This is a genomic window from Sphingobacterium sp. JUb20 (genome assembly GCF_004342035.1).
In the GTDB taxonomy this organism is placed as follows: domain Bacteria; phylum Bacteroidota; class Bacteroidia; order Sphingobacteriales; family Sphingobacteriaceae; genus Sphingobacterium; species Sphingobacterium anhuiense.
The window spans coordinates 484,614-510,509 of sequence record NZ_SLYV01000002.1; the positions used below are offsets into that span (position 1 = coordinate 484,614).

The following is a 25,896-nucleotide window of genomic DNA, read 5'->3' on the forward strand; positions in this document are numbered from 1 at the left end:
TCGCTGAAAAATTCATCTTTGGCTCCATAATACGTGTCTATGCTTCTTAATGGCATTTTTTCTGGATCTTTTATTTTTAGCTATACAGCCTGAGGAGATCAAGAAATCTTTATTTTTGACAATTCATGATAGCTGATATGATCATAATTATTGTTAATCAGGTGATTTTAATTTTCGAAAGTTGATGATTGGGAGAAAAAACCTCCTTGTATTTTTTATTTCTATAATCGTTTTGATCTATCATCCAATAAAATAGGGGCAATTCACATCATGCGAATTGCCCCTATTTATCTATCTTAGAATCTTATGATTTCTTATTTAACTCGTCTTGAAGTTGACGTTTTAGAGCTTGTTCTTTTTCAAGTGCTTTTTTACGGAATAACGCAAGCTCTTCTTGTGCTTGATCTGCTGTTTTTTGATATTCATCAGTATTCACCTTAGCCTTGCGGTAAGAGAATAAAAATGTAACGGTACTGATTAAAAGTACAGCAATAATTATCCACACGATACTGCTATAAGCTGACTTTGTCGTATTGATACCTAAAAATGAAAAACTATCTACTTTTTCTTGCTCTTGTGCTAATTGATCTTTTAAAATTTGAACACTATCTTGTAAACCTTTTGTTGTTGATCCATAATTAGAACTAGCAGACTTTAAGGTGTTAATTTCTTTCTGAAGTTTACTTACAGTATCTACTACATTTTTTTTGATAATTTCAAGATTTGTTTTGCGCACCATCTTGAAATCATAATTATTTTTTGATATGTAGTTCAAATGGTCAAACTGATTTGCAAGACTACCTTTACTCAAACCTTCTGGGCCAAACTTATTAGCACTCGCTGTTGTTGGTTGAGCTACTGGAGCTTGAGCCGATGCGAATTGCTGTTGCGCACATAGAAGAGATACAGTGATAATTAATGATTTTAAAATATGCATATATAAATTGATGTTACAGATTTTTACAAAAGTAATGATTGCTTCTAATATATACTAAAAAGTTAAGATTTGAGGCTTTAAATTTTAAATTTATTATAAATTGCATATTCATGTGGTCTGTTTATAATAAATTAAAGAGATCTTTTAGTCTAATGCGATCGGAATTATCCTAAAAGGTTGTTTGTGAATTTAAATTTTATACCTAATTGAAAATTACTAATAGTTTTAAAAATTTCTTTTAATGTTGCTTTTTCTATTTTCGTTAGACTGTCAATTCGGATGTAATTATCGGGATTTGATTTTATTGTTATAATTTGATTTGCTTGATTTTTTAATCTAAGAGCCATTAAATAATAATAGGATTGACTAAGTTCTTCATATTGGGATTGTGTGAAAACTCCTATTTCTACTAACTTCTTAAGTCTAACTCCGGTATTTTCTTCATAGATTCGGTTTTTTAATGCATATACCCGTACGAGATCTACAATCGGATTCATTGCTTTTTTGATATTTAGAAATTCTGAAGTGCCAATAGTCTGTGTTTTGATGGCATTGAAGAAGGTTAGCGGTGGTTCATATTGCAAAGCATTTTTCGCTATAAAAGAAAAAAAACGTTCGTTGGGTTTTTGTAATTCGTGGTTGAGAAAAGATTTAAGTTCATCAATGATTCCCTGGTCACCATACAGTCTTCTACAATCAAAGAAGGTGGAAAATTTAATAGCATTTTCTGGTATGGTATCTTCGATCCAACTTTTGTAATTATTTTTCCAGTGTGATAATGAATGTGTCCATGCGGGATTACTGGCCATATATCCTCCTGTACAGTAGACAAATCCAATTTTATTTAAGTCATCTGAAACTTGGTTGGCGAATTTGAGGAAGTAGTCTCTCACATACTCACGTTGCTCATTGGCTTTATCTTCATAAATAATGGCGTTGTCCTGATCGGTTTTTAAGGTCTGCTCTTTTCTGCCCTCACTTCCTGTTACCATAAATACGAACTTAGCTGGGGGAGGTCCCATATTGTGAATCGTTTTCTCAATCACTTTTATTGCAATGGTATCAGCAATCATTGTAATAACCTGGTTTGCAACAGCGGCATTGACACCTCGGCAGAGTAATTGGTTGATGATTTTCGGTACATTATCCCACTTATCCTTAAGCTCGGTTAATGACTCCGCGAGCTTTACGGATTGTATAAAAACTAAAGGTGATTGTCCCTGTTCGCTTAATAAGCGGTTACGGCTCAAGAAGCCAACGTACTCTCCATCTTTTTCAACTAATAAATACTTCGTTTTTGTTCTAAACATCATCAATACCGCTTCGTATAGAATTGCCTGGTTAGAAATACTAACGATAGGATTATCCATAACGGTTCCAATAGCTTTATCAGCCTGGATTTGTTTTGCAATAACGTTATCTCGGAGTGTTATATCTGTTGCATACCCAACAATTTTGTCTTTCTCCATAATAAAAATGCAACTCACTTTATTGGATGACATTATTTTTGCAGCTTCATAAATGGGTGTATTGTAATCTGTTGAGACGATATCTTTATAAATGATATTATCAATCTTACGGGAGTAGAGTTGATCTGCTGCGTAATAACTTTCTTCAAATGATGCAGGGGATTTTACAAAATGTGAAAATTCTTCTTCCAGCATTTTACGGCCAAAAGCATTTGTGAAGAAATGAAAGAACTCCTCATTGGCGTTGCAAAGTTCAAAAAAATCTTTACGAGGCAATCGATATATGATTGTCCCCTTTTTTACCATTACTGATTTTAATGCTTTTTTGCGATTTAAAAGCACTGAAATTCCGCCAAAACAATAAGGATTTTCGTGGATTTCGATTGATCGTTTATTCTCCATGTTATCGAGAAAGAATGTTTCGTACTGTCCCTTGTAAATGAGATCTACTCCATCTATATCTGTTATTCCTTGTCGGTAAATAAGTTCTTCCTTTGAAAATGTGCATTTTGTCATCAGATCCACTAAACTTTTTTGTACAGATTCTTGCAGTACATGGAAAGGGGCTGTAGTTTTTAATAGGGATAAAATAATTTCAGAATTATGCATAGGTTCAAAATTAGATTTGAAATAAATTAAAGAAACGGGCCTGTTGATTTTCAATATCTTCGGACGTCAGTTCATTTCTGTTAGCCATCTCAAAATAACATTTTGCAGTTATTTCGGCGTCCGTTACTGCATTATGTAAAGACTGAGGTATGGTCGAGAATAACATCTCATGGAGCAGTGAAAGATTCAGGTGAACTCTATGGGGATTTCTGACATACTTTTTACTATGCCATAGTGTGCAAAAATAAATTAAATGGTTAAATGGCATGTTGAGTTTAGTTCTGACAAATTCAGCAGCAAGGACTTGTAAATCGAATGATAAAAAGTGTCCAACAATTAAGGGATTGTATTTTTTTAAATCATAAGCTAATTTACGTAATACATCTTTTTTGTTGACACCATTTTCTCTTAAAAACTGTGGTGTTATACCATGAATTTTCTCAGATTCTCGGCTGATAAAAATAAAGGGTTCATAAATATATTTGTTTGTGCGTGTAATTTCATTAAAATCTGAATCATAGATTATCCATGCAACTTGAAGTACACGGGGCCAATTTTGTGTATTGTTATATTTTTTATCCCATTTTTCGGGTAACCCTGAGGTTTCTGTATCAAGAAATAATATGTATTTTTTCAAAAAGTATTTTGCTATTTATTATTAAAAATAAGTAAATTATCGATGATATGGATAGTTAAAAGATGAAAAAGACAGTTTGATCAAATATGTTGTGCAGTTGTATTTTTTTGAAACTCAGTAGGAGTTATCCCAAATGATGCCTTGAAGCAAGTTGCAAAGTATCTTGGGTCAGAGAAACCTGTCGCGAATGCCACTTCACTAACTGTAATTGATTTATCTTTTTCCATCATTTGACATGCATGCTTAAGGCGAATATTCTTTATAAATTCACTTGGAGATAAATCTAGCAAAACTTTGGTTTTACGATACAAAGTTGATTTGGATAGTGCCAGAATCTCACCGAGCTTGATAATATCAAATTGATCATCACTTAAATTTTCTTCAACAACTTTGATCATCCGTTGTAAAAACTGTTCATCAACAGGCGTATAATCCAAAGTAGCGATATTAATTTGTGTGTTGTTGTTGAAGTTGATTTGCTTCGTCCGTTTATTGATGATAAAACTCTGTATTTTGGCTTCTAAAACTTGAATGTCAAAAGGTTTACTGATGTAACCTTCAGCTCCAGCTTGATAGCATTCTATACGATCTTCCATACTATTTTTGGCAGTTAGCAACAATATTGGAATATGATTGATTTCCATATTTTGTTTGACAGCTCTGCACAGAGAAAGCCCATCCATTTCAGGCATCATGATATCACTAACAATGATATCAATTTCATTTTTATTTAAAAGATCGAGTCCTTGCTTACCGTCAGAGGCAACGTGAACATGATATTTTTTTGATAAAATGCTAAACATGGTTTGTTGAAGATCTTCATTGTCTTCTACTAATAGAATATGTAGTTGTTTTGAATTTTCATTCGTATCTTCAATGATAGCTGTTGTGAATTTGTCTGCTTCGTAAGTAATTTCGTCTTTTTTAGCAAAAGATTCGTTCCATATCTGAATACCATTTTTGACATAAAATTCCTGATCAACTGGTAATATGATTTGGAAGCAGGTTCCTTGATCAGGAACACTTTCAACAGTAATTTTACCAAAATGAATATCAACTAACTCCTTTGTTACTGAGAGACCAATCCCATTGCTTTCTTGATTTACAAATGACTTATTGTTATAAAATGGTTTAAATATTTTATCTAACTCATTTTTATCGATTCCAATGCCATTATCACGTACAAAAAGATAGAGCAGTTTTTGTTTTTTATCTTCTTTAATATAGTATGACAAGGTGATTTTACCACCTCTAGGTGTGTATTTAAAGGCATTCGAGAGTAAATTGAAAAGAATCTTATCCATTTTATCTGCGTCATAGTAGATATCTGTTGTACACTCTCCATGATTGATTTCAAATTCAATATTTTTTCGAATGGCTAACGGGTTAAAAAACACATGGCTCAATTGATTTATAAATGTGGGCAGATATTCTTGACTAACTTTCAATTCCATCAAATTATTTTCTATTCTTCGGAAATCCAAAATTTGTTGCAATAAGCGTTTTAGGCGATCTAGATTCAATCTCATTTTTTCAAACTGACTTAAATGATGCTTTGTGGTCATTTGAACATCGTCTACTAAACAAGAAATAATGGTTAGTGGTGTTAACAAGTCGTGAGAAATACTTGTAAAATAGCTGAGTTTGGACTGTGCCAGTGCATGTGCATTTTCTTTTTCTATTTGGGCTATTTTTAGATCATTTCTTAATTTTAAACGGTGTAAAGTAAAATTTATGAAATAGTAAAATATACCAATCAGTAGACACGCATATAAGAAATAGGCTAAGTTACTCTCATAAAATGCAGCCTTTTTGTAAATATTAATTTCAGTAATCGTCGTATTCCATTTATTATTTAAATCAGTAGATTTTATTAAAAAACGATAAGATCCTTTTCCTAAATTATTATATGCTGCAAAAATCCGATCTCGAGATGCATTGATCCAATCCTGATCAATACCTTCTAACTTGTAGGCATATCGAAGTTTATTATCCTGAGTATAGCCAAGGGATGAAAAGGAAAATTCTATATTTTGGTCTTCGGGTTCTAATGTTAGTATCTGTTGATTAAAATTAAATTTTTTCTGATTGGATTCAAGGACAATGGATTTATTATTAATCTTGATATCTGTTACTTGCACTTTAGCTTTATAATTTGGGATATTGCTATTATCGTCCAATCTAACCATTCCGTTATATCCTCCAAAGTAGACCGAGTTTGATTTTTTATCAATCGTAAATGCTCTTTTGGAAAACATATTGACTTGCAGGCTGTCAGTCGATGTAAATTCCAAAATATCTTTATTGAGTGCATTTATTTTAAATATATTTCGGGTGCTGGAAAGCCATACCGTATTATTTAGGCAAACGATATCCAATAGTTGGTTCTTTCCAAATAAAGCCGAATTTGCCAATTCCTCCATTTTCTTTAAATCTCTTTGATAATAGAGTAAGCGATTATCTTTGGTTCCAATCCATAGATTATCATTTTTATCAACATCTAAGGATTCAATTTGATTTGTTTTGAGAACTGCTGTTGATTGACCAATATGTTGGATGATCTGTTCAGGATTATTTTTATTGATGTAATAAATGCCGCTTCCTTTGGTAGCAATCCAGATATTTGATTTTTTATCTTCAGCAATGCTTACCGCTTGATCTTTTATTTTTGTGATGAGTTTTATTTTTTTGCTTTTTGGATCACTATATAATACACCTTGGTTAGTCGCTATCCAAGTTCTCGATTGATTATCTTGAAAAAAGAACATGGGGACCCCGGAGTGATTGGCTTCACGTTTTAGATCAATCTTATAGTCTAACTTGATATTGTTATGCTGTTTTTTGAAAACGTTTATAGTTGCTTCATAAGCAGAACCGACCCACAGTTCATGCTGTACATCAATGGCGCAGCTGGCAGCTCTAATGGATATTAATTCGCGTAAATTGGCGTTACTATAGGTATTTAATAAACCATCTTTAGGATTTAAACTTCCAAAGCCAAAACGCTCTAGATTAAACCAAAAGATACCTTTTTTATCTCGATATAACATATTTACATTGGGTGCAATGCTATATCGACTTTTAATTTCTTTAAAGGTGTAATTTTGAATGAGAGGTTTATCAAAACTAATCGTAGATATTCCTTTCCCACCGATAGACAACCATAATGTTCCTGATCTATCTTGATAAATATCATTGAAGATATTGGTTGTATGATCAAAATGCGGAGCCATATTTACTTCTTGAAGTGCACCATCTATATATTGAAAAGTAGAGATACCAGAAAATGAAAGTATCCAAATATAATTGCGATGCCGATCTTGAACGATGTTATAGAATAAATCTTCCTTTCCAATATTTCGACGCTTGTTTTTGATTTCTATTTCTTGATATAAATTCTTTCTGTTGTCTGGATTAAATAAATAAATCCCATCCCCCCAGGTACATACCCAGAGTTGTTTATTATGATCTTCAAATAATTTAAAAGGATTGTTACGTGTTCCAAGTTTTGGGTACGCAACGAATTGATTTGTTTGTATATCTAATTTAAATAACCCTTGTTCCCAAATTGCTACCCAAATATTGCCTTTTTTATCTTCAAATATGGTATTAACAGTCCCCGGTGGTATTTTGTAAATGGAATTATGATCATCTTGATAGTTTTGGATAATGGATAAGTCTTTGTTATATACCACAATACCATTGTCTGATCCTACCCATAATCTGTTTTTTTTATCAATCAGTAATGTTGTAATACGTGTTGCAGATTGGAGGTTATTTTTGAAGGGTTTGATTACATAGCTTTCTTTTTCTAATGTATATAATCCTTTTTCTGTACCTAGAATGAGGTAATTATGATATTCTACTAGTGTTTTAATGTTCTGGTTGGTAGCCGTTTTACCATCATTGGTCTTCAATTTGAAATTTAAAATATTATAGGCGTCATATCTGCTTAATCCCTGTGTAGAAGCAAACCAGATATACCCATCCTTATCCTGACAAGTTTGATTGATTGTCAATGAGGGTAATTCATTATTTTTGGTAATGGGATTCAATCCCATTTGTTGACCATTAACTTGGATATAGAAAAGTAAATATATAATGAAGAAGAAGGTTTGATATGTATTTTTCATAATCAATTGGTTTAATCTAATCAGATCGACAATTTGTTCTTCACTTATATCTCTTTGCATCAACTTTGTCTAAAGAGCCAATGAATTAAATAACACAAGAAAAAAGGGAAACTTAATTTAATTCCTTAATCAATAATGGTTAGCTTTAAATAGCTCATTTTTTCCGTCTTACTTGAGCATCTAAATGGTTCAAAAAGTCAGATTCAAATTGGTATCTTCTTTAAAGATATAGAATGTTATTTAAAATAAATGTAATATAAACATTTATTTTAAAAATTGATTACTTTCTTGTTTGTGTCTCTTTTTTATCAAAAGCTCCGTAAAAATGCGTTTTTAGTCAAAAGAAACATGTAATCAATGGCTATAATCATAAAATGATCCCATTTTGTATGTTGAATAAACTAAAATTAAACATCGACCGTATAGATTTTATCTAGATTTGGATAACCAATCTTCAATCATATTTACATCTGCTAAACCCTGTTGATTGGATTTTTTTAAACCTTAAAATTTTAAGATATGCACAAATACGTTCTTGTTTATTTTCTTCTGATTACTTATTCTGTCTTTGGACAAGACTTTAAAAAGAGTGATGTTTTGGCCCAATTGAATGTTGCGAATCAATATTGGCAGACCCATCATAAGCCTCAAGTTTGGGCATTTTGGGATCAAGCCGCTTATCACAGTGGTAATATGGAGTTTTATAAAGAGTTTAAAAATAAAAACTTCTTAAAATATACCGAAGATTGGGCAGATTTTAATGAATGGAAGGGTGCAAAATCAACTGATAAAGCGAATTGGAAATATAGCTATGGGGAGACCGATGACTATGTGTTATTTGGCGATTGGCAGATCTGTTTTCAAACGTATATTGATCTTTATCATATCGCTCCTAAAGCTTACAAGATAGCTCGAGCGCAAGAAGTGATGAATTACCAAATTCATTCCAAACATCATGATTACTGGTGGTGGGCAGATGGACTGTACATGGTTATGCCCGTGATGACTAAGATGTACAATTTAACTAAAAACCCGCTCTATTTAGAAAAACTTCATGAATATTTGGAGTATGCAGATGGTATCATGTATGATAAGGATGAAAAATTGTATTATAGGGATGCGAAATACGTTTATCCAAAACATAAGACTGTCCATGGAAAAAAAGACTTTTGGGCAAGAGGTGATGGTTGGGTATTTGCAGGATTAGCAAAAGTGCTACAAGATCTACCCAAAGACAATGCTCATTATAAACATTATGTAAAACGTTTTCAAGATATGGCCGATGCTATTGTAGCGTGTCAACAGAAGGAGGGTTTCTGGACGAGAAGTATGCTGGATCCAGAACATGCACCCGGTCAAGAATCCAGTGGAACGGCATTTTTTACTTATGGACTTCTTTGGGGCATTAATAATGGTATTCTGAACAAAAACGAATTTGAGGGTGCTGCAAAAAAAGGATGGTATTATTTAAGTACTGTTGCTTTACAGCGTGATGGAAAAGTAGGTTATATTCAGCCTATAGGAGAAAAGGCCATACCGGGTCAAGTGGTTGATGCCCATTCAACATCGCCATTCGGTGTCGGAGCATTTTTATTGGCGGGTGTTGAAATGTATAGGTATTTAAGCGAGTAATGATGAAAAATGTATGGACATTATGGATATTCATATGCTTCGCCGCTATGGCATATGGGCAGAAGAGAAATCCTATTGCATGGAAAGAAACTTCAAGAGCCTTTTGGCTAAAGGAGATGGATCGTATGGCAAGACCGGTTATGCGTAGTCTGGCTCATGACAGTTTAAAGATCAATATGCCTCAAATTACTTCTGTTGCAGTTGACAATAAAGAACATCGCATTCAAGTACAATATGTAGAGGTATTAGGTCGAGTTTTAAGCGGAATATCGCCTTGGTTGGCTTTGAATGATGGTTCGGAAGAAGAGCAAGCATTGAGAAAACAATATCGCAATTGGACTATTCAAGCCTTAAAAAATGCCTTGGATAGTAATGCAAATGATTTTATGCGTTTTGATCTAGGTGGGCAGCAATTAGTGGATGCCTCATTTATTTCAGTTGCTTTTTTGCGTTGTCCTTGGTTATGGGATCATCTGGATCCTGTAACCCAAGGTCATTTGATTGAGGCTATCAAAACGACACGTCAATTCAGACCCGTGTTTTCCAATTGGTTACTTTTTTCTGCTATGAATGAAGCTTTTTTAGCCCAGTACAGTACAGGTTGGGATGTTATGCGAGTGGATTATGCTTTTCAACAACTGGAACAATGGTATGTTGGAGATGGGATGTATATGGATGGTCCTCATTACGCATATGATTATTATAATAGTTATGTCATTCATCCTTTTTTATCCGGAATTATGGATGTCATCGAGCAAAAGACTAAAAATTATGATAGCATGTTTGCAAAAATTAAATTACGAAACCAACGATATGCCATTATATTGGAAAGGTTGATTAATACAGATGGGACTTTTCCACCATCGGGCCGGTCAGTAATTTATCGTGGAGCAGCATTTCATCACCTGGCAGACATGGCATTGAAAAAGAGATTACCCAAAGAGTTAACGGAAGGACAAGTTCGCGCCGCTTTATCTGCCGTTATGAAGAAAACATTTGAAAGCCCATCAACTTACCACCAAAACTGGTTAACGATTGGTTTATATGGAGATCAGCCCGGATTAGGGGATTTTTATAACAATCAAGGAAGTCCATATTTATGCAGTACTATTTTTTTACCTCTTGGACTTTCTGAAACGGATAGTTTTTGGACTTCGAAAGAAGAAGAATGGAGTTCGAAGCGTATTTGGTCTGGACAGGATTGGAAAAAAGATCAAAGTAAGGTTATTCAATAATAGATAAGAGTCATGAGATTAATAACATTTTGTACAGTTGGAGTAATTCATTTTTATCTTATCCTTTCCTTAAATTTCTGTTTTTCGCAGAGCAAGCAGGTTCAGGTCATGGAAGTTGGAGACGGTTGGGCTAAGAATACGGTCAACACAGCTGTTTTTCGAAAAAATTCTCTCGTTAGTGACGCCCAGTTTCAATACATAGCCTACTATAACGACAAAGGACAAGTGGTATTGGGAAAGAGGAAACTAAATGAGAAGAGCTGGCAGCTACAGGTTACCGAATATTCGGGCAGAGCTCAGGATGCACATAATATTATCAGTATCATGATTGATGGAGATGGATATTTACATGTTTGTTGGGATCATCATAATGGTCAGTTGCGATATGCTCGGACAAAACAGCCGCATACACTGGACTTAGGATCTGAGCAGTCTATGATCGGGAAAGATGAACAGTATGTGACTTATCCTGAATTTTTTAAAATGCCTGATGGTTCATTATTATTTCTTTATCGTGATGGCGGTTCTGGATCAGGAAATCTTGTTATGAATAATTATGATCCCCAAAATAAAAAATGGACTAGACTGCATCGTAATTTAATCGATGGAGAAGAGAAACGAAATGCTTATTGGCAGGCATATGTCGACAACCAAGGAACGATACATTTGTCTTGGGTATGGCGAGAAAGTCCCGATGTAGCCAGTAATCATGATATGGCATATGCTTGTTCTAAGGATGGAGGGCTCACTTGGGAGTCTACTACTGGAGCTCAATATACATTACCTATACAAGAATCAACAGCGGAATATGCGGTGCGTATTCCTCAAAACAGTGAACTGATCAATCAAACATCGATGGCTGCAGATGATGATGGGAATCCATTTATTGCAACTTATTGGCGGGCTGCAGGTTCTACAATTCCTCAATATAAACTTATTTATTATAGGAAAGGTGCTTGGGAAGTCCGTTCTTTTGATTTTAGAAAAATGTCTTTCAGTTTGAGTGGACATGGAACAAAAGAAATACCTATAGCGAGACCACAATTAATGGTTAAAGGGAAAGGAGACAGGGTTGCTGTCATGCTCTTGTTCCGGGATAAGGAAAGATTAGGTCGAGCTTCTGTCTTGAACTTAAATAAGGTGACGGGTAACGATTATCAACTATTTGATTTGAATAACGAACCATTAGGAGCATGGGAACCTAGTTATGATACTGAGATGTGGCGAAACAAGGGGCGATTATCACTATTTGTTCAAGCTACTGATCAAAAGGATGGAGAAGGACTTTTAGAATCTGGTCCAAGTAAGGTCAGGGTTATTGAATGGACGCCTAGTCTCGAGGCTATAAAAAATATAATCAAACATTAATTATGAAAAAATACATGTTTGGGTTTATGTCCTGCTTCATATTCATTGTATCCTATCCCATGGATATGTTCGGACAAGGGACAAGAGATGCTGTTTTTAAAGTCAAAAATCCAGATCTGAATCTCAGTCCCTATACCGGTATGAACCGTCAACATTGGTTAGATGCAGCCGAATATCTTTTAAAGGGTGCCTTTAGTTACGTCATTAATCTGGATAGCCCGATGGAGTTTCCTAAACAACCAGGACGTAGTTATCCTAGAGACGGCGTTCATACAGAAACAGAACGGTTGGAAGGACTTTGTAGGACTCTGTTTATTGCTTTGCCTTTGATGAAGGAAAATCCCGACTATGAAATTGGTGGTCTAAAGATTGCCGATTATTACCGGCATCAGATCACGCAATTAGTGAATCCAAATTCGACGAGTTTCATTCCACCTTTACCCCAAAAAGGAGGACCAAGTCAAAAGCTTGTTGAATTTGGTGGTTTGGCCGTATCTCTTATGGCCGCTCCCGAAATTTTATGGGATCCGCTATCACAGGAGAAAAAAGATACTTTAGCGCATACACTCTTAAGTTATGGTAACGGACCTACTATTGATATGAATTGGCGTTTTTTTAATGTCATGATTTTAAGCTTTTTTAAGAGTAAAGGTTACTCGATACGTGAAGATTATTTAAAGGAATTGTTGGAGAAATGTTTATCTGATTATAAGGGGAATGGTTGGTATAATGACCAGCCTTATTATGATTATTATAGTATGTGGGGATATCAGATGTACGGAACTTTATGGGCTACCTATTATGGCGATGAGCTGTATCCAGATTATGCGAAGAAGTTCAGAACTCATTTAAGAGAAATGGTCGGTCATTATCCTTATATGTTCAGTAAGGATGGCGAAATGATTATGTGGGGGAGAAGTATTGCCTATCGCATGGGAGCTGCTGTTCCTTTTCCACTGATGGGATTTCTTGAGGATCAAAGTATCAATTATGGATGGATGCGAAGAATTGCATCAGGAACACTGCTACAATTTCTGAAACAGCCTGATTTTTTATCTGAAGGTATTCCCACACTTGGTTTTTATGGTGCATTTGAACCTGCCGTGCAGGAATACAGCTGTAGAGGAAGTGCTTTTTGGTTGGGTAAAATATTTTTAGGATTGCTCATTCCAGACGATAATATATTTTGGACATCAAATGAAAATTTAGGTGCTTGGGAGAGCGAGATACCAAAAGCGAAGGTGTTGAATAAGCTTGCTCCTGGTGCTGAAATTTTGATTACTGATTATGCTGGAATTGGGGCATCAGAGATCAGGGCTTGGTGTGATAGTAAAACTATCGGCTATTATCAGGGAACGGAGAATTATAATAAACTGGCTTATAACAGTGCATTTCCTTGGCAAGCGGATGGAAAGAACGGTGAAGTATCAATGAACTATATGTTTCAAATTGGTGGGAATAAATGGGAGTCACTTCGCCGTTATAAATTCATAGGCTATCAGGATGATATTTATTACAGGGACGCTGTATTAGCTTCGGATTCTACCATCAGATTACAACTTGCAGATATTATACTTCCTAACGGAATCTTGCGTGTGGATCAGGTATATAGTCAAAAATCTATTGCGCTACGGTTGGGACACTACGCATTGCCACAATATGAAGATAGAGCAATTGTTGAGCATCAAATTAAATATAAAAAATGGACAGCAAGTATTATTGACAATGGGCAGTATCAGTTAGCTGTTGTTCCTGTTGAGGGCTGGGAAGAGGTGGAGATAGTAAGTGCAGCAGGTTTAAACCCAGTTTCTGAAACGAGTAAAGTCCTGAATTTAAAAGCAAACACAATTGCAAATCAAAAGCAATTGTTTGCGACACTTATGTTATGGAAAAAATCGGGCGAAAAATGGACTAATGATGAATTATTCCCAATAAAAAAATTGAACCAAAAGCTGAATCAAGTAGGAATTAGTAGGAAAAATGGTCGTTATCAAGCCTTGAATTTGATATCCACGGATCAACAATAATAACCTTTGATCAATATTTTGCAAGTGAAAAGTGTAATGGCGAATATAATGATCTATATTGAAGGTAGTTATGGTTAAGAATCTATTTTGAGTATTTAGAGAAAAGAGATAGTGCTACTGCGCAAGAGCTAGTATATATCGCAACAAAATTTTTAAAACCATTTTATTTAAAATGTCCCCAAGGCATCTCTTAAATAAAATGGTTTTTGCTTTTTATTGAGTTTTAGTGAATTATTATGACTCCTGAATAGATTTTCAACCTTATTGAATCGATTTCAAACCGTTTATAAGCGAATCCGCTATAATTTTGACCTAGAGGGAATTGGAAAATAGCGCAACAAGAGTGCTTCTCTTCCTAACCAATGGAATTTTAGCGAACGATCTTCTTGAGTTTGCTAAGTACCAATTATAAACAAAAATATAAACTATACGATGATGGGATCAAGTTGAAATCAACCTTTAGGGGGATTATAGGATAAAGGTATGGTCCTATAATAAATGGAATAAAATAGTAATTCTAATCTAAAAACCAATTGTAAATTATGTTAACCCACTATTGCAATAAATACGCAAAAAGCACCTTGCTATTAAACAGTTTATTTTTAATAGCGATGACTACTTATGGTCAAGCAACTTCCATAAAGGGAACTATTCGAGACTCTTCTACAGGAAAAACCATAAGCAACATTACCGTTAAAGTAAAAGGAAGTTCGGTCAGTACACAAACAAATACCGTCGGTAGCTTTACCATTCAAGCTAATCCCGGAAATACTTTGATCATTTCCTCGGTCGGATATCAGGAAAAGGAGGTTATTGTACCTCAGGGGGGAGTTGTTGATGTTACGCTTGTTCCATTTGAAAATGTACTTGACGAATTAGTTGTTGTCGGATACGGAACACAAAAGAGATCGGATGTTACGGGTTCTGTGGCATCAGTGCCAAAAGATCGATTATCAAAAATTCCGGTAACAAATGTTATGCAGGCCATACAAGGAGCAGTATCAAATGTGACTGTTTCACAGGCATCTTCTATTCCTGGAGACGCACCATCTGTTCAAGTTCGGGGTAAAAATTCGATCACTGCAACATCAGAGCCTTATCTTGTTGTTGATGGCATTCCTTTATCAAGGACTGATGGCTCTATTAATGATATCAATCCCAATGATATTGAGTCGGTCGAAATATTAAAAGATCCATCAGCTGTTGCGATTTATGGTGTGAACGGTTCTAATGGTGTTATTTTGATCACTACAAAACGTGGTACATCTGGAACTCCCCGCATTCGTTATAGTGGATATGGCGGAGTCGAGAATGTCGCGCATATCCTTAAACCGGTGTCTGGCGAAGAGCTTTTAAAACGTTATGCTGAATATGCCCGCATTAATAATGGTACGCTATATAATGGTGGCCCAGTGCGCAATCAGTTTGAGTTTGATAACTATACCAATGGCGTGACTACTGATTGGTTGGATGCAGTGATGCAAACAGGTGTGATCCAGAATCACAATGTCAGCTTATCAGGTGGAAGTGAGAATGCAAAATACTTTGTTTCTGGAGATTATCTCGATCAAAAGGGTGTACTTTTAGGTTATAATTATAAGCGTTATTCGTTTCGGACCAATACTGATTTTAAACCGACAAAATATTTATCGGTAGGTACATCTTCTTTTATCGTTGCACATAATAAAGACGGTGGTCGTGCGAGTTTATTACAAGCAGCAGCAATGAGCCCTTATGCTAAGATGTATAATGAAGATGGTTCACTAACTCAGTTTCCGATGTATTCGGAACAGCTTTGGACCAATCCACTTTTGCCAACGACTTTAAATCCAGAACGTCGTCAATTTAATATCTCCTTAAATGGTTATGCAGATCTTAATTTTGGGGAGCTTTACAAACCGCTGGCAGGTTTAAAATATAAACTCAACGCCGGATATTCTTACGTTCCTGTTCGTAATAATGAATATGAAGGTGAGAGTGTTTATAATTTTGCAGGCATGGGCCGTATCACCAACAGTGAATCGCAGTCCTATACATTGGAGAATATATTAACATACACGAAGGATTTTGGTAAGCATCATATTGATTTCACAGGATTGTATGCCTCAAAAAGTAAGTATTGGCAACAAGCTATTGCTACTGGAGAAGTATTTCCTAATGATGCTTTGGAATGGGGAAATCTTGGTGCAGCGACTACTCAAAAAGTATCTTCTCAGGCGGATCTGTATCGTTCCATCTCTCAGATGGGTAGAATAAACTACTCTTATGATAGCCGTTATTTATTTACAGCGACTGTACGTCGCGATGGCGCATCTGTTTTTAGTAAAAATAGTAAGTATGGCGTATTTCCATCTTTCGCCGCGGCTTGGAACATACACAATGAGTCGTTCATGAGTGGTGTCAAAGATGTGGTGGATAATTTGAAATGGAGAATATCTTATGGTATATCAGGAAATGAAGCTATTGGTATATATCAAACGCTTTCCTTGATGGATGCAAGTACCATCGCACTGAATGGCTTATCGAACACCGCTTTAAATATTCGTACGAGAATGGGGAATGATAATTTGGAGTGGGAAAAAACGAAGGGATTGAATACAGGTATTGACTTTGGATTATTCAAAAATAGGCTAAGTGGAAGTATCGATGTGTATAAAACCAATTCTTATGATATGCTATTATTACAACGCCTTCCAAGGCTTACTGGTTTTGCAGAGGTCTTCTCCAATCTTGGGAAAGTGTCTAATACAGGTATAGATCTTACATTGAACACTAAAAATATCGTTAAAAATGATTTTAATTGGTCTACTACATTGGTCTACTCCCGTAACAAAAATAAGATTGTAGAAGTTTATGGCGATGGTAAGGAGGATTTAGGCAATAGATGGTTCATTGGGCATCCGCTTGGTGTGATCTATGATTTTACTAAAGTGGGTATCTGGCAGGAAGATGAAATAAAGGCTGGAGCGAATAAGGGATGGGATGAACGGGCTGAAGCTGGAAGTGTAAAATTAGCGGATCTGAATGGCGATGGTTTAATCAACGAAGACGACCGCTCGGTATTGGGACAAACTGCTCCGAAATGGACCGCTGGACTTACCAATACGTTCGGATATAAAGCGTTTACTTTAAATGTTTTTATAAACACGGTTCAAGGTGCACTACGCAATAATCCACAGATCGGTTCGGCAGCAGATGAAATGGGACGAAAAAGTACACCAGCAGAATTGGGCTATTGGACTCCTGAAAATAAAAGTAACGAGTGGCGTTCCTTGAGTAACCGTTCCAATGTATATGGTTATGGATTTCCATCAAATGCAAGTTTTACGCGGTTGAAAGATGTGACGATAAGTTATAACATGCCGCAGCATACATTCAATAAATTAGGTATTAATGGTGCTACGATTTATGTAAGCGGTCGAAACCTATATACGTGGACCAATTGGATCGGTTGGGATCCTGAAGCTCGAGATATCACCCGTGGATCTGCAAATGATAACCTGAATTATCCGATGGTTCGCACTTATGTACTTGGATTTAATTTAACCTTTTAATGAAATCATGAAACCATCATGAGTAAATGTGCACAAAGAAAGATGAATACTGCTCATGATAGCTTCATCATCGCTAATAAATAATATATACTGATGAAAAAAACAATGAATATTCAAAATAAGTTATTACCTGTAGTTGCAGTCTTTTTATTAGGATCGGCATCTTGTAGTAAGAATTTTCTCGATGAAAAGCCTTATTCTAGTTATGAAGCTGGAAATAGTGATCCCTCGACGATCGAAAATAGAGTTTTAGGTTTACATGCAACTTTTGGACAATTATGGGGATATAGTGGCCGTCAAGGTTTTTTATCGTGTTGGCAGATCGGTACTGATATTGCAAGTGCTGGTTCTACTGAAGGAGTAGAGAATCCTTTTTATCAATATGCTGATCTAAATCCAGAAAATGGCGGTGTGGGCTATTTATGGCAACGCTGCTATGAATTTATAAACAATGCAAATAGTATCATCGAGGCGGTTGGGGACACTAATCCAAAGGCTGCCGCAGAGGCAAGATTTTTCAGAGCTTATGCTTATAACATGTTGGTAACACTATGGGGTGATGTTCCATTATTGACAACATCTGTTAAAATTCCAACGTTCAATTATGTCCGAAATTCTACAGTAGAGGTGGATCAGGTTATTGCAGATGATCTTGAATATGCGGTGAAAGAATTGGCAGCTGTCGGACAAGCCGCTGCTCCGAGCAGGATCAATAAAGATATGGCTAGGCAGTTGGCTGCTGAAGCCTTCCTACGAATTGGAATGAGAGATCCTGCTTATTTTGCTAAAGCAGAAGCCATGGCAACGGCGATCATAGAGAGCGGTAGTTATAAATTGATTGATACGCGATATGGTAAATATTTAAATCAAGGTGGTGATGCTTTTCGTGATCTGTTTAGACAGGGTAATATGCGCCGTGCTCAAGGAAATACAGAAGCAATATGGACTTTCGAAGTTGAATTGAATCGTGAAGTTAACGGTGGAACCATCGATAATCCTCAGCATCGTAGAATATGGCAACCTTCATACCATAAATGGGATGGCATGGTGAATGCTGATTCTCTTGGAGGAAGAGGTAACGGACGATTGAGATTAAGCAATTTTATGAAATATACGGTCTGGAAAGGACTTCAGGGTGATATTCGGAATAGCAATTATAATATCCGTCGTACCACAAATTATAATCGGCCTAATATGACCGTCAATAATGCTGTAGTAACACCATGGAGTACAGAAATCGGTGTAGATGCAGATGGTTATCGTGTTGCTAAGGGAGCGGGGGTCAAAGATATTACTATAAAAACAGGAGATCGGGTTATTCCATTTCGTGCCGATAGTTTGGAAGTCTGGTATCCTTTTCCAACAAAATGGGGGGGATATGATCCGCTGGATGATTTTGGCTATGCATTGATCAAAGATTGGCCAGTAATGAGGTTTGGAGAAACTTATCTATTAAGGGCAGAGGCACGTCTTCGACAAAATAATCTCGGCGGAGCAGCTGAAGATATCAATAAGTTGAGAGATCGTTCTTTTAAAGATACGCGTATTCAATCTGGAAACACCACTTTAGGAAAGGTTCTCGCATCAAATATGACGATCGATTTTATTCTTGATGAACGTGCCCGTGAGTTGATTTCAGAAGAAAATCGTAGAATGACTTTGGTGAGAACAAATAAACTCAAAGAACGTATTGCTTTAAATGGTGATCAGGGACCGGCAAATAAAATAACCAGTGGTTTCCAAGATTATAATATTTTGCTTCCAATCCCATTGAGTGAAATTCAATTAAATAACAAAGAAGGGGAAGGACTTAAACAAAATTTAGGATATAAATAATCTAGTTTTATTACTTTAATAATAATATGCAAAAGGTCAATTTTCCACACATTGAAAATTGACCTTTTGCTTCTAAATCATGAAATATCTGTTGGCTATAATCTCTGTATTTATGCATAACAGTCCATAACAGTTTACCTATTTTAATCTTGTAATTTAGTTTATGTACAATACCTAAAAAGATAAATATGAATGCTGTTTTCGGAGTTTTATTTCATTTCATAGGCGGTTTTGCGTCAGGAAGTTTTTATGTGCCTTATAAGAAAGTTGAAGGATGGTCATGGGAATCCATGTGGATCCTAGGTGGTCTATTTTCTTGGATTATTGTACCACCATTTGCAGCATGGTTAACTATTCCTAATTTTTGGGAGATTATCAGCAATGCCCAGGCAGCTACTTTATATTATACTTTTTTATTTGGATTGTTATGGGGTATAGGTGGACTTACCTATGGTCTAGGGATACGTTATCTTGGTGTTTCCTTAGGCAGCAGTATTATTTTGGGCTTAAGTATGGTCTTTGGTTCGCTGATGCCAAGTCTTTATTATTTTTTTTACCCCACAGTGGATAAGCATGGAGTCAACTATTTTTTTACGACTCAATCAGGAACTTGCATATTGATAGGTTTATTAATATGTCTTATGGGTGTTGTGCTGTGCGGTCGGGCAGGTGTTTCAAAAGAGAAAAGTCTTGCGACTCTTTCTAAGGACGCAAGGACTGATTACAATTTTACTCTGGGTACTATCGTTGCGATCATTTCTGGTGTACTTAGTGCTTGTTTCAATTTTGGTATCGAAGCAGGTAAACCGCTTGCTAATGTTGCAAATTCCATATGGAAAAATAGTAATTCGAACAGTGGAGAATTTCTTTATCAAAATAATGTGACTTATATCATTATCCTTTGGGGAGGTTTTACTACAAATTTTATATGGTGCGTCTATCTCCTAATTAAAAATAGAACTTTTTCAGACTATACTAAATCCAATGTACCAAAAGTAAAGAATTTACTTTTTTGTGCTTTGGCAGGTACAATGTGGTATTTACAGTTCTTCTTTTATGGTATGGGTGAGAGTCGATTGGGTAATGGTGCCAGTTCTTGGATTCTTCACATGGCGTTCATTATTTTAATTTCAAATGCTTGGGGAATTATATTAAATGAGTGGAAGGGCGTGAATAGAATGGCATATCGATCTATAATTGCAGGCATAGCGACAATCATAATTTCTATTTGTGTCGTAGGGTTTGCAAGAACTTTAGAAAATTAATTTAATATATATAGCAGTGAAAACATACAAACATGTAAATTATTTGTGGGACGATAAAATAGTGCAATCATTGCAAGGTGATGAAGTTGCTTTATTATTATATCGTTCAAATATTCTAGGCGCCGATCTAAGAATTACTAATTATGGAGGTGGGAATACTTCTTGTAAAGTTTTGGAGAAAGATCCACTTACTGATGAAAGTGTTGAAGTCATGTGGATAAAGGGGTCTGGCGGAGATATCGGCACGCTGAAGAAGTCAGGGCTTGCAGCATTATATCTTCAGCGCTTACGTAATCTTGAAAATGTGTATAGAGGAATCGAATATGAGGATGAAATGGTCGCACTATTTAATCATTGTATTTTTGATTTAAGCTCTAAGGCGCCTTCTATTGATACGCCCTTGCACGGATTTTTACCATTTAAGCATATTGACCATTTACATCCAGATGCCGCAATTGCAATTGCAGCTTCTAAAGATGGGAAAAGTATCACTGCTGAATTGTTCAAAGGATCGATCGGTTGGGTTGATTGGCAACGTCCTGGTTTTGATTTAGGTTTACAATTAAAAGCCTGTTTAGAAGCAAATCCTGGTATCAAGGGTATTATGTTGGGATCTCATGGCTTGTTTACTTGGGGAGACACTGCTTACGATTGTTATATTAATTCTTTGGATGTTATTGAGACTTGTGCCACCTACCTTGAACAAAGTTATGGTAAGAAGAATAACGTGTTTGGCAGCCAGAAAATGGTAAGTCTTAGTAAAGCAGAAAGAAATGCGCAAGTCGTAAAATTAGCTCCTATTTTGCGGGGATTTTGCTCAAGTGAACGCCATATGATCGGACATTTTACAGACGATGAACGTGTTTTAGAATTTATCAATTCAAACGATCTGGACCGATTAGCACCATTAGGGACAAGCTGTCCGGATCATTTTTTAAGAACTAAAATCCAGCCCTTAGTACTAAATTTAGATAAATCTGAATGTTTAGATAATGTAGCGGAGGTTAAAAGAAAATTGGAGCCTTTGTTTGCAGGATATCGAGAGATGTATGAACAGTATTATGACCGTTGTAAACATGAAAATAGCCCTGCTATTCGGGATAAAAACCCCGTTATTGTTTTATATCCCGGTGTTGGATTGTTCTCGTTTGCAAAGGATAAACAAACTGCTCGTGTGGCTGCTGAATTTTATATTAATGCAATTAATGTAATGAAAGGTGCTGAAGCGGTAAGTGAATATACTGCTTTGCCACGTCAGGAAGCTTTTGATATTGAATACTGGCTATTGGAAGAGGCAAAATTACAACGTATGCCAAAATCAAAAGCATTATCAGGTAAGATTGTACTCGTAACGGGTAGTGGTGGTGGGATTGGAAAGGCGATTGCAAGGAAGATGGCGCAAGAAGGTGCTGTTGTTGTGTTAAATGATATCAATGCTGATCGGCTTGCATCATGCGAGGAAGAATTTGTAGAAGCGTTTGGTAGAGATGCGGTTATGACGACATTGCTCGATGTCACTAATGAGGAACAGATAAAACATGCGCTCAATGATGCTGTACTAGCTTTTGGTGGGATTGACATTGTCGTTAATAATGCGGGGTTATCCATTTCTAAAACGATCGAGGACCATACGCAAGAAGATTGGGATCTTTTATATGATGTTTTAGTTAAAGGTCAGTTTCTGGTAACTCAGGCATCAACAGCTATTTTAAAAGCACAAAATATCGGTGGTGATATCGTCAATATTGTAAGTAAAAATGCTTTAGTAAGTGGTCCAAATAATATTGGTTACGGTAGTGCAAAGGGGGCTCAATTGCACATGAGCCGTTTAAGTGCCGCTGAATTAGGGGCAGCAAAAATTCGAGTAAATGTAGTGAATCCGGATGCTGTAATTTCTGATAGTAATATTTGGGCAGGTGGATGGGCCGCAGGTCGTGCTAAGGCATACGGTATAAAGATCGAGGAGTTACCGGCGTACTATGCAAAGCGTACTTTGTTAAATGAGATTATTCTACCAGAAGACATTGCAAATGCTTGTTTTGCACATGTTGGTGGCTTACTAAACAAATCTACAGGTAATATTTTAAACGTTGATGGGGGAGTGGCAATGGCTTTTTTAAGGTAGGTTTTATATCTTAGTTTTTAGGTGATGAAAAGAAAGTACATGCTGTATCTAAGTAAATTTTAACCAATAACCATTTTTTAATATGATTTTAGATCAACAATTGATAGAAAAGCACAATAATAAATTAGAAAAAAAACATAATCGAGCATTTGAATTTATTTCCCAAGATATTGATGATGTTGAGGAGCTTATTGCTAAACTTCAGAAATTTCAGATCGGGATACCAAGTTGGGCACTAGGGACAGGTGGTACACGCTTCGGACGTTTTTCTGGCCCTGGCGAGCCAGGGAGTTTGGAGCAAAAGTTTGAAGATGTTGGTCTGCTACATGCTCTTAATAAATCTAGCGGAGCTATTTCCTTACATATACCTTGGGATATTCCAGAAGACACCGCAAGAATGAAAGAATTGGCACGTTCTTTAAATATCACGTTCGATGCTGTTAATTCCAATACTTTTCAAGATCAACCACAGCAGGAACATAGTTATAAGTATGGATCTTTGCATCATGTCGATCCTAAGGTTCGCAAGCAGGCTATTGATCATAATATAGAGGTTATCAATTATGGAAAAGCTCTCGGTTCAAAGGCTTTGACTGTTTGGTTAGCTGATGGTTCATCTTTTCCTGGTCAATTGAATTTCCGTGAGGCTTTTCAGAATACGTTATCCAGCTTGCAGGAAATCTATAAACACTTACCCGAGGATTGGAAATTGTTTATCGAGTATAAAGCTTTCGAACCTTATTTTTATTCGATGACCATTGGAGATTGGGGGCAGTCTCTACTATTGGCAAATAAGCTGGGTCCTAAAGCATATACATTAGTGGATTTGGGACACCATTTACCAAATGCTAATATTGAACAGATTGTATCATTGTTGTTAATGGAGGGAAAGCTGGGCGGTTTTCATTTTAATGATAGTAAATATGCCGATGATGATTTAACAGCGGGGAGTATTAAGCCATATCAGCTTTTTCTGATTTTTAATGAATTAATTGATGGCATGGATCTGAATGGAATGGAACACGCTACTGGCTTAGGCTGGATGATTGATGCGTCACATAATCTTAAAGATCCTTTAGTGGACTTATTGCAATCTGTTGAAGCCATTAAAATTGCTTATGCACAAGCATTACTTATCGATCGTGTTGCACTCAAGGCAGCTCAACAAGCGAATGATGTTGTAAAATCACAAGAAATTCTTCAAGATGCATTTCGTACCGATGTAAGGCCATTGGTTGCTGAATCTAGGTTGAGGAGTGGTGCAGCTTTAAATCCATTATTATTATTTGAGGAGGAAAAATTACGTGATAAGTTGATCGCAGAGAGAGGTTTACGAACTATTGCAACAGGGTTATAAAGTTTTAAGAATGAATAACGATAAAATTCCTGTAGTTGCTATTTTCGATGTTGGTAAAACCAACAAAAAGCTTTTTCTATTTGATTCTAATTACCAAATTGTATTTGAACGTTCAACAAGATTTTTAGAAACAAAGGATGAGGACGGGGATCCGTGTGAAAATCTTGAAAGTCTTAGATTATCGGTTTTTGATTCACTTCATGAGGTATTTAGAAAAAATGAATTTGAAATTAAAGCGATTAATTTTACATCATACGGGGCTAGCGTTGTATATCTTGACGAAAATGGTAGACCCTTGACTCCTTTATATAATTATCTAAAAGAATTTCCTGTTACTATTCAACAGGAGTTGCATAATAAGTATGGAGGAGAGGAACATTTTTCTTTAACGACTTCATCGCCAACTTTAGGTAGTTTAAATTCAGGTTTCCAAATTCTTCGATTAAAAAAGGAACATCCAGAAATTTATAAACATGTCAATTTTGCTTTGCATTTGCCTCAATATTTAAGTTTTCTGGTTTCTGGAAAATTCTACTCAGATATGACCAGTATCGGGTGTCATACTGCTTTATGGGATTTTGAAAAAAATGAGTATCATAAATGGGTTCAAGATGAGGGTATTACAAAGGTTTTAGCTCCAATTGTTGAAGGAGATGAAGTTTTTGATGGTGCTTTTCCGGGTAGTTCTTTTAGAGTAGGAGCGGGGCTTCATGATAGTTCTTCGGCGTTAATTCCTTATTTATTCAATTTTGATGAACCATTTGTATTGATATCTACGGGAACTTGGTGTATTTCGTTTAATCCATTTAACAATAGTGCCCTAACTTCTTGTGAATTAAAAAAGGATTGTTTGTTTTATCAATCTTATTTGGGAAAGCCAGTTAAGGCTTCGAGGTTATTTGCAGGTTATGAACATGAACTGCAAGCTAAGCGAATTGCTGATTTCTTTCATGTTACTACAGCAAAGTTTCGTAATCTTCAACTTAATCGACGGATCATAGAAAAATTAATGAAAGAGTCTGTGGTTGTGGATTTAGTAGCATTTTCGACGATTGAGCTTGATCGTTTCCATAATTATGAAGAAGCTTACCATAGTTTAATTTTACACCTCATCAAAGCCCAAGTGGAATCAACAAAACTAGTTTTAGATGCTAATAAGATCTCTAGAATATTTGTAGATGGTGGGTTTAGTAAGAACCATATTTATATGAGTCTTCTGGCAAAAGAATTTCCTGAAGTCGAAGTTTTTGGTGCCTCAATGGCTCAGGCAACAGCATTGGGCGCAGCGCTAGCTATCCATGACCATTGGAATGAACTGGCGATACCGAATGACCTTATTGCATTGCGGTATTTTAGAAATAAATGAAATTTTAATTGTTTAAGATCTGAGCTGTGAATAAAAATGGGCGAGTGTAATCACTTGCCCATTTTCTTAAAGATAAAGGGTTTTTAAAAGGAGAGCGTGAAAAGCCCTTTAAAAATAATTTTTTTTTTAAAGTGATTAGGTAAACGAGCTTGCAGGTTTTTAACTCATCATTAATAGGGTAACAGATTTTTTACTAGAATACGTTTAAGACGATTGACCATAATTTTGATCCTATACTGCTATGGTGCAGAGTAACAAATATTTAAAAAAGTGAAATATTAAAAATATGAATGGTCTTTGAGTTTAACTTTTTTAAAATTTTATGCTAATTAATTGTTATTTTAGT

At 35.7% G+C, this 25,896-nt stretch carries 14 protein-coding genes; 10 read left to right on the forward strand and 4 right to left on the reverse strand.

All coding sequences use genetic code 11. The features are described 5' to 3' along the window. Window positions 1-304: 304 nt before the first annotated feature. The 4 genes from EDF66_RS05250 to EDF66_RS05265 all read right to left on the reverse strand — a co-directional run bounded on the left by EDF66_RS05250 (window position 305) and on the right by EDF66_RS05265 (window position 7,785). A complete protein-coding gene (locus tag EDF66_RS05250; protein ID WP_021191834.1) occupies window positions 305-937 on the reverse strand; it encodes a hypothetical protein in 633 nt (210 codons plus the stop codon). Between the two features lie 164 nt (window positions 938-1,101). After that, window positions 1,102-3,015 (reverse strand): DUF294 nucleotidyltransferase-like domain-containing protein, encoded by a 1,914-nt coding sequence (locus EDF66_RS05255; protein WP_132841077.1) that lies wholly within the window; start codon window positions 3,013-3,015, stop codon window positions 1,102-1,104. A gap of 10 nt (window positions 3,016-3,025) precedes the next feature. Next, window positions 3,026-3,652: a 3'-5' exonuclease gene (locus EDF66_RS05260; RefSeq protein WP_165902370.1), complete on the reverse strand. Its 627-nt coding sequence runs from the start codon at window positions 3,650-3,652 to the stop codon at window positions 3,026-3,028. Between the two features lie 80 nt (window positions 3,653-3,732). Beyond that, complete coding sequence (locus EDF66_RS05265) at window positions 3,733-7,785, reverse strand: two-component regulator propeller domain-containing protein (RefSeq protein WP_165902371.1); 4,053 nt, start codon at window positions 7,783-7,785, stop codon at window positions 3,733-3,735. A 519-nt stretch (window positions 7,786-8,304) separates the two neighbouring features. Between EDF66_RS05265 and EDF66_RS05270 the strand changes: the two genes are divergently transcribed. The 10 genes from EDF66_RS05270 (at window position 8,305) to EDF66_RS05315 (ending at window position 25,550) form a co-directional block, all read left to right on the forward strand. Next, window positions 8,305-9,417 (forward strand): glycoside hydrolase family 88 protein, encoded by a 1,113-nt coding sequence (locus EDF66_RS05270; protein WP_132841081.1) that lies wholly within the window; start codon window positions 8,305-8,307, stop codon window positions 9,415-9,417. Further along, complete coding sequence (locus EDF66_RS05275; RefSeq protein WP_132841082.1) at window positions 9,417-10,652, forward strand: DUF2264 domain-containing protein; 1,236 nt, start codon at window positions 9,417-9,419, stop codon at window positions 10,650-10,652. Before EDF66_RS05270 ends, EDF66_RS05275 begins: the two co-directional genes overlap by 1 nt. A 12-nt stretch (window positions 10,653-10,664) precedes the next feature. Further along, window positions 10,665-12,020 carry a BNR repeat-containing protein gene (locus EDF66_RS05280; protein WP_132841084.1) on the forward strand — a complete coding sequence of 452 codons (1,356 nt, stop codon included), beginning with the start codon at window positions 10,665-10,667 and terminating at the stop codon, window positions 12,018-12,020. A 2-nt stretch (window positions 12,021-12,022) separates the two neighbouring features. After that, window positions 12,023-14,047 carry a DUF2264 domain-containing protein gene (locus EDF66_RS05285; RefSeq protein WP_132841085.1) on the forward strand — a complete coding sequence of 675 codons (2,025 nt, stop codon included), beginning with the start codon at window positions 12,023-12,025 and terminating at the stop codon, window positions 14,045-14,047. A 542-nt stretch (window positions 14,048-14,589) separates the two neighbouring features. Further along, window positions 14,590-17,601 (forward strand): SusC/RagA family TonB-linked outer membrane protein, encoded by a 3,012-nt coding sequence (locus EDF66_RS05290; protein WP_207898470.1) that lies wholly within the window; start codon window positions 14,590-14,592, stop codon window positions 17,599-17,601. A gap of 93 nt (window positions 17,602-17,694) precedes the next feature. After that, window positions 17,695-19,437 (forward strand): RagB/SusD family nutrient uptake outer membrane protein, encoded by a 1,743-nt coding sequence (locus tag EDF66_RS05295; RefSeq protein ID WP_207898472.1) that lies wholly within the window; start codon window positions 17,695-17,697, stop codon window positions 19,435-19,437. A 188-nt stretch (window positions 19,438-19,625) separates the two neighbouring features. Then, entirely contained in the window at window positions 19,626-20,702 is a 1,077-nt protein-coding gene (gene rhaT, locus EDF66_RS05300) for an L-rhamnose/proton symporter RhaT (RefSeq protein WP_132841087.1), read from the forward strand. A gap of 16 nt (window positions 20,703-20,718) precedes the next feature. Beyond that, window positions 20,719-22,827: a bifunctional aldolase/short-chain dehydrogenase gene (locus EDF66_RS05305; RefSeq protein WP_132841088.1), complete on the forward strand. Its 2,109-nt coding sequence runs from the start codon at window positions 20,719-20,721 to the stop codon at window positions 22,825-22,827. Between the two features lie 82 nt (window positions 22,828-22,909). After that, complete coding sequence (locus EDF66_RS05310) at window positions 22,910-24,184, forward strand: TIM barrel protein (protein ID WP_132841089.1); 1,275 nt, start codon at window positions 22,910-22,912, stop codon at window positions 24,182-24,184. 10 nt (window positions 24,185-24,194) lie between these two features. Continuing rightward, window positions 24,195-25,550, forward strand: coding sequence for an FGGY-family carbohydrate kinase (locus EDF66_RS05315; protein ID WP_132841091.1), 1,356 nt, complete (start codon window positions 24,195-24,197; stop codon window positions 25,548-25,550). Window positions 25,551-25,896 lie beyond the last annotated feature (346 nt).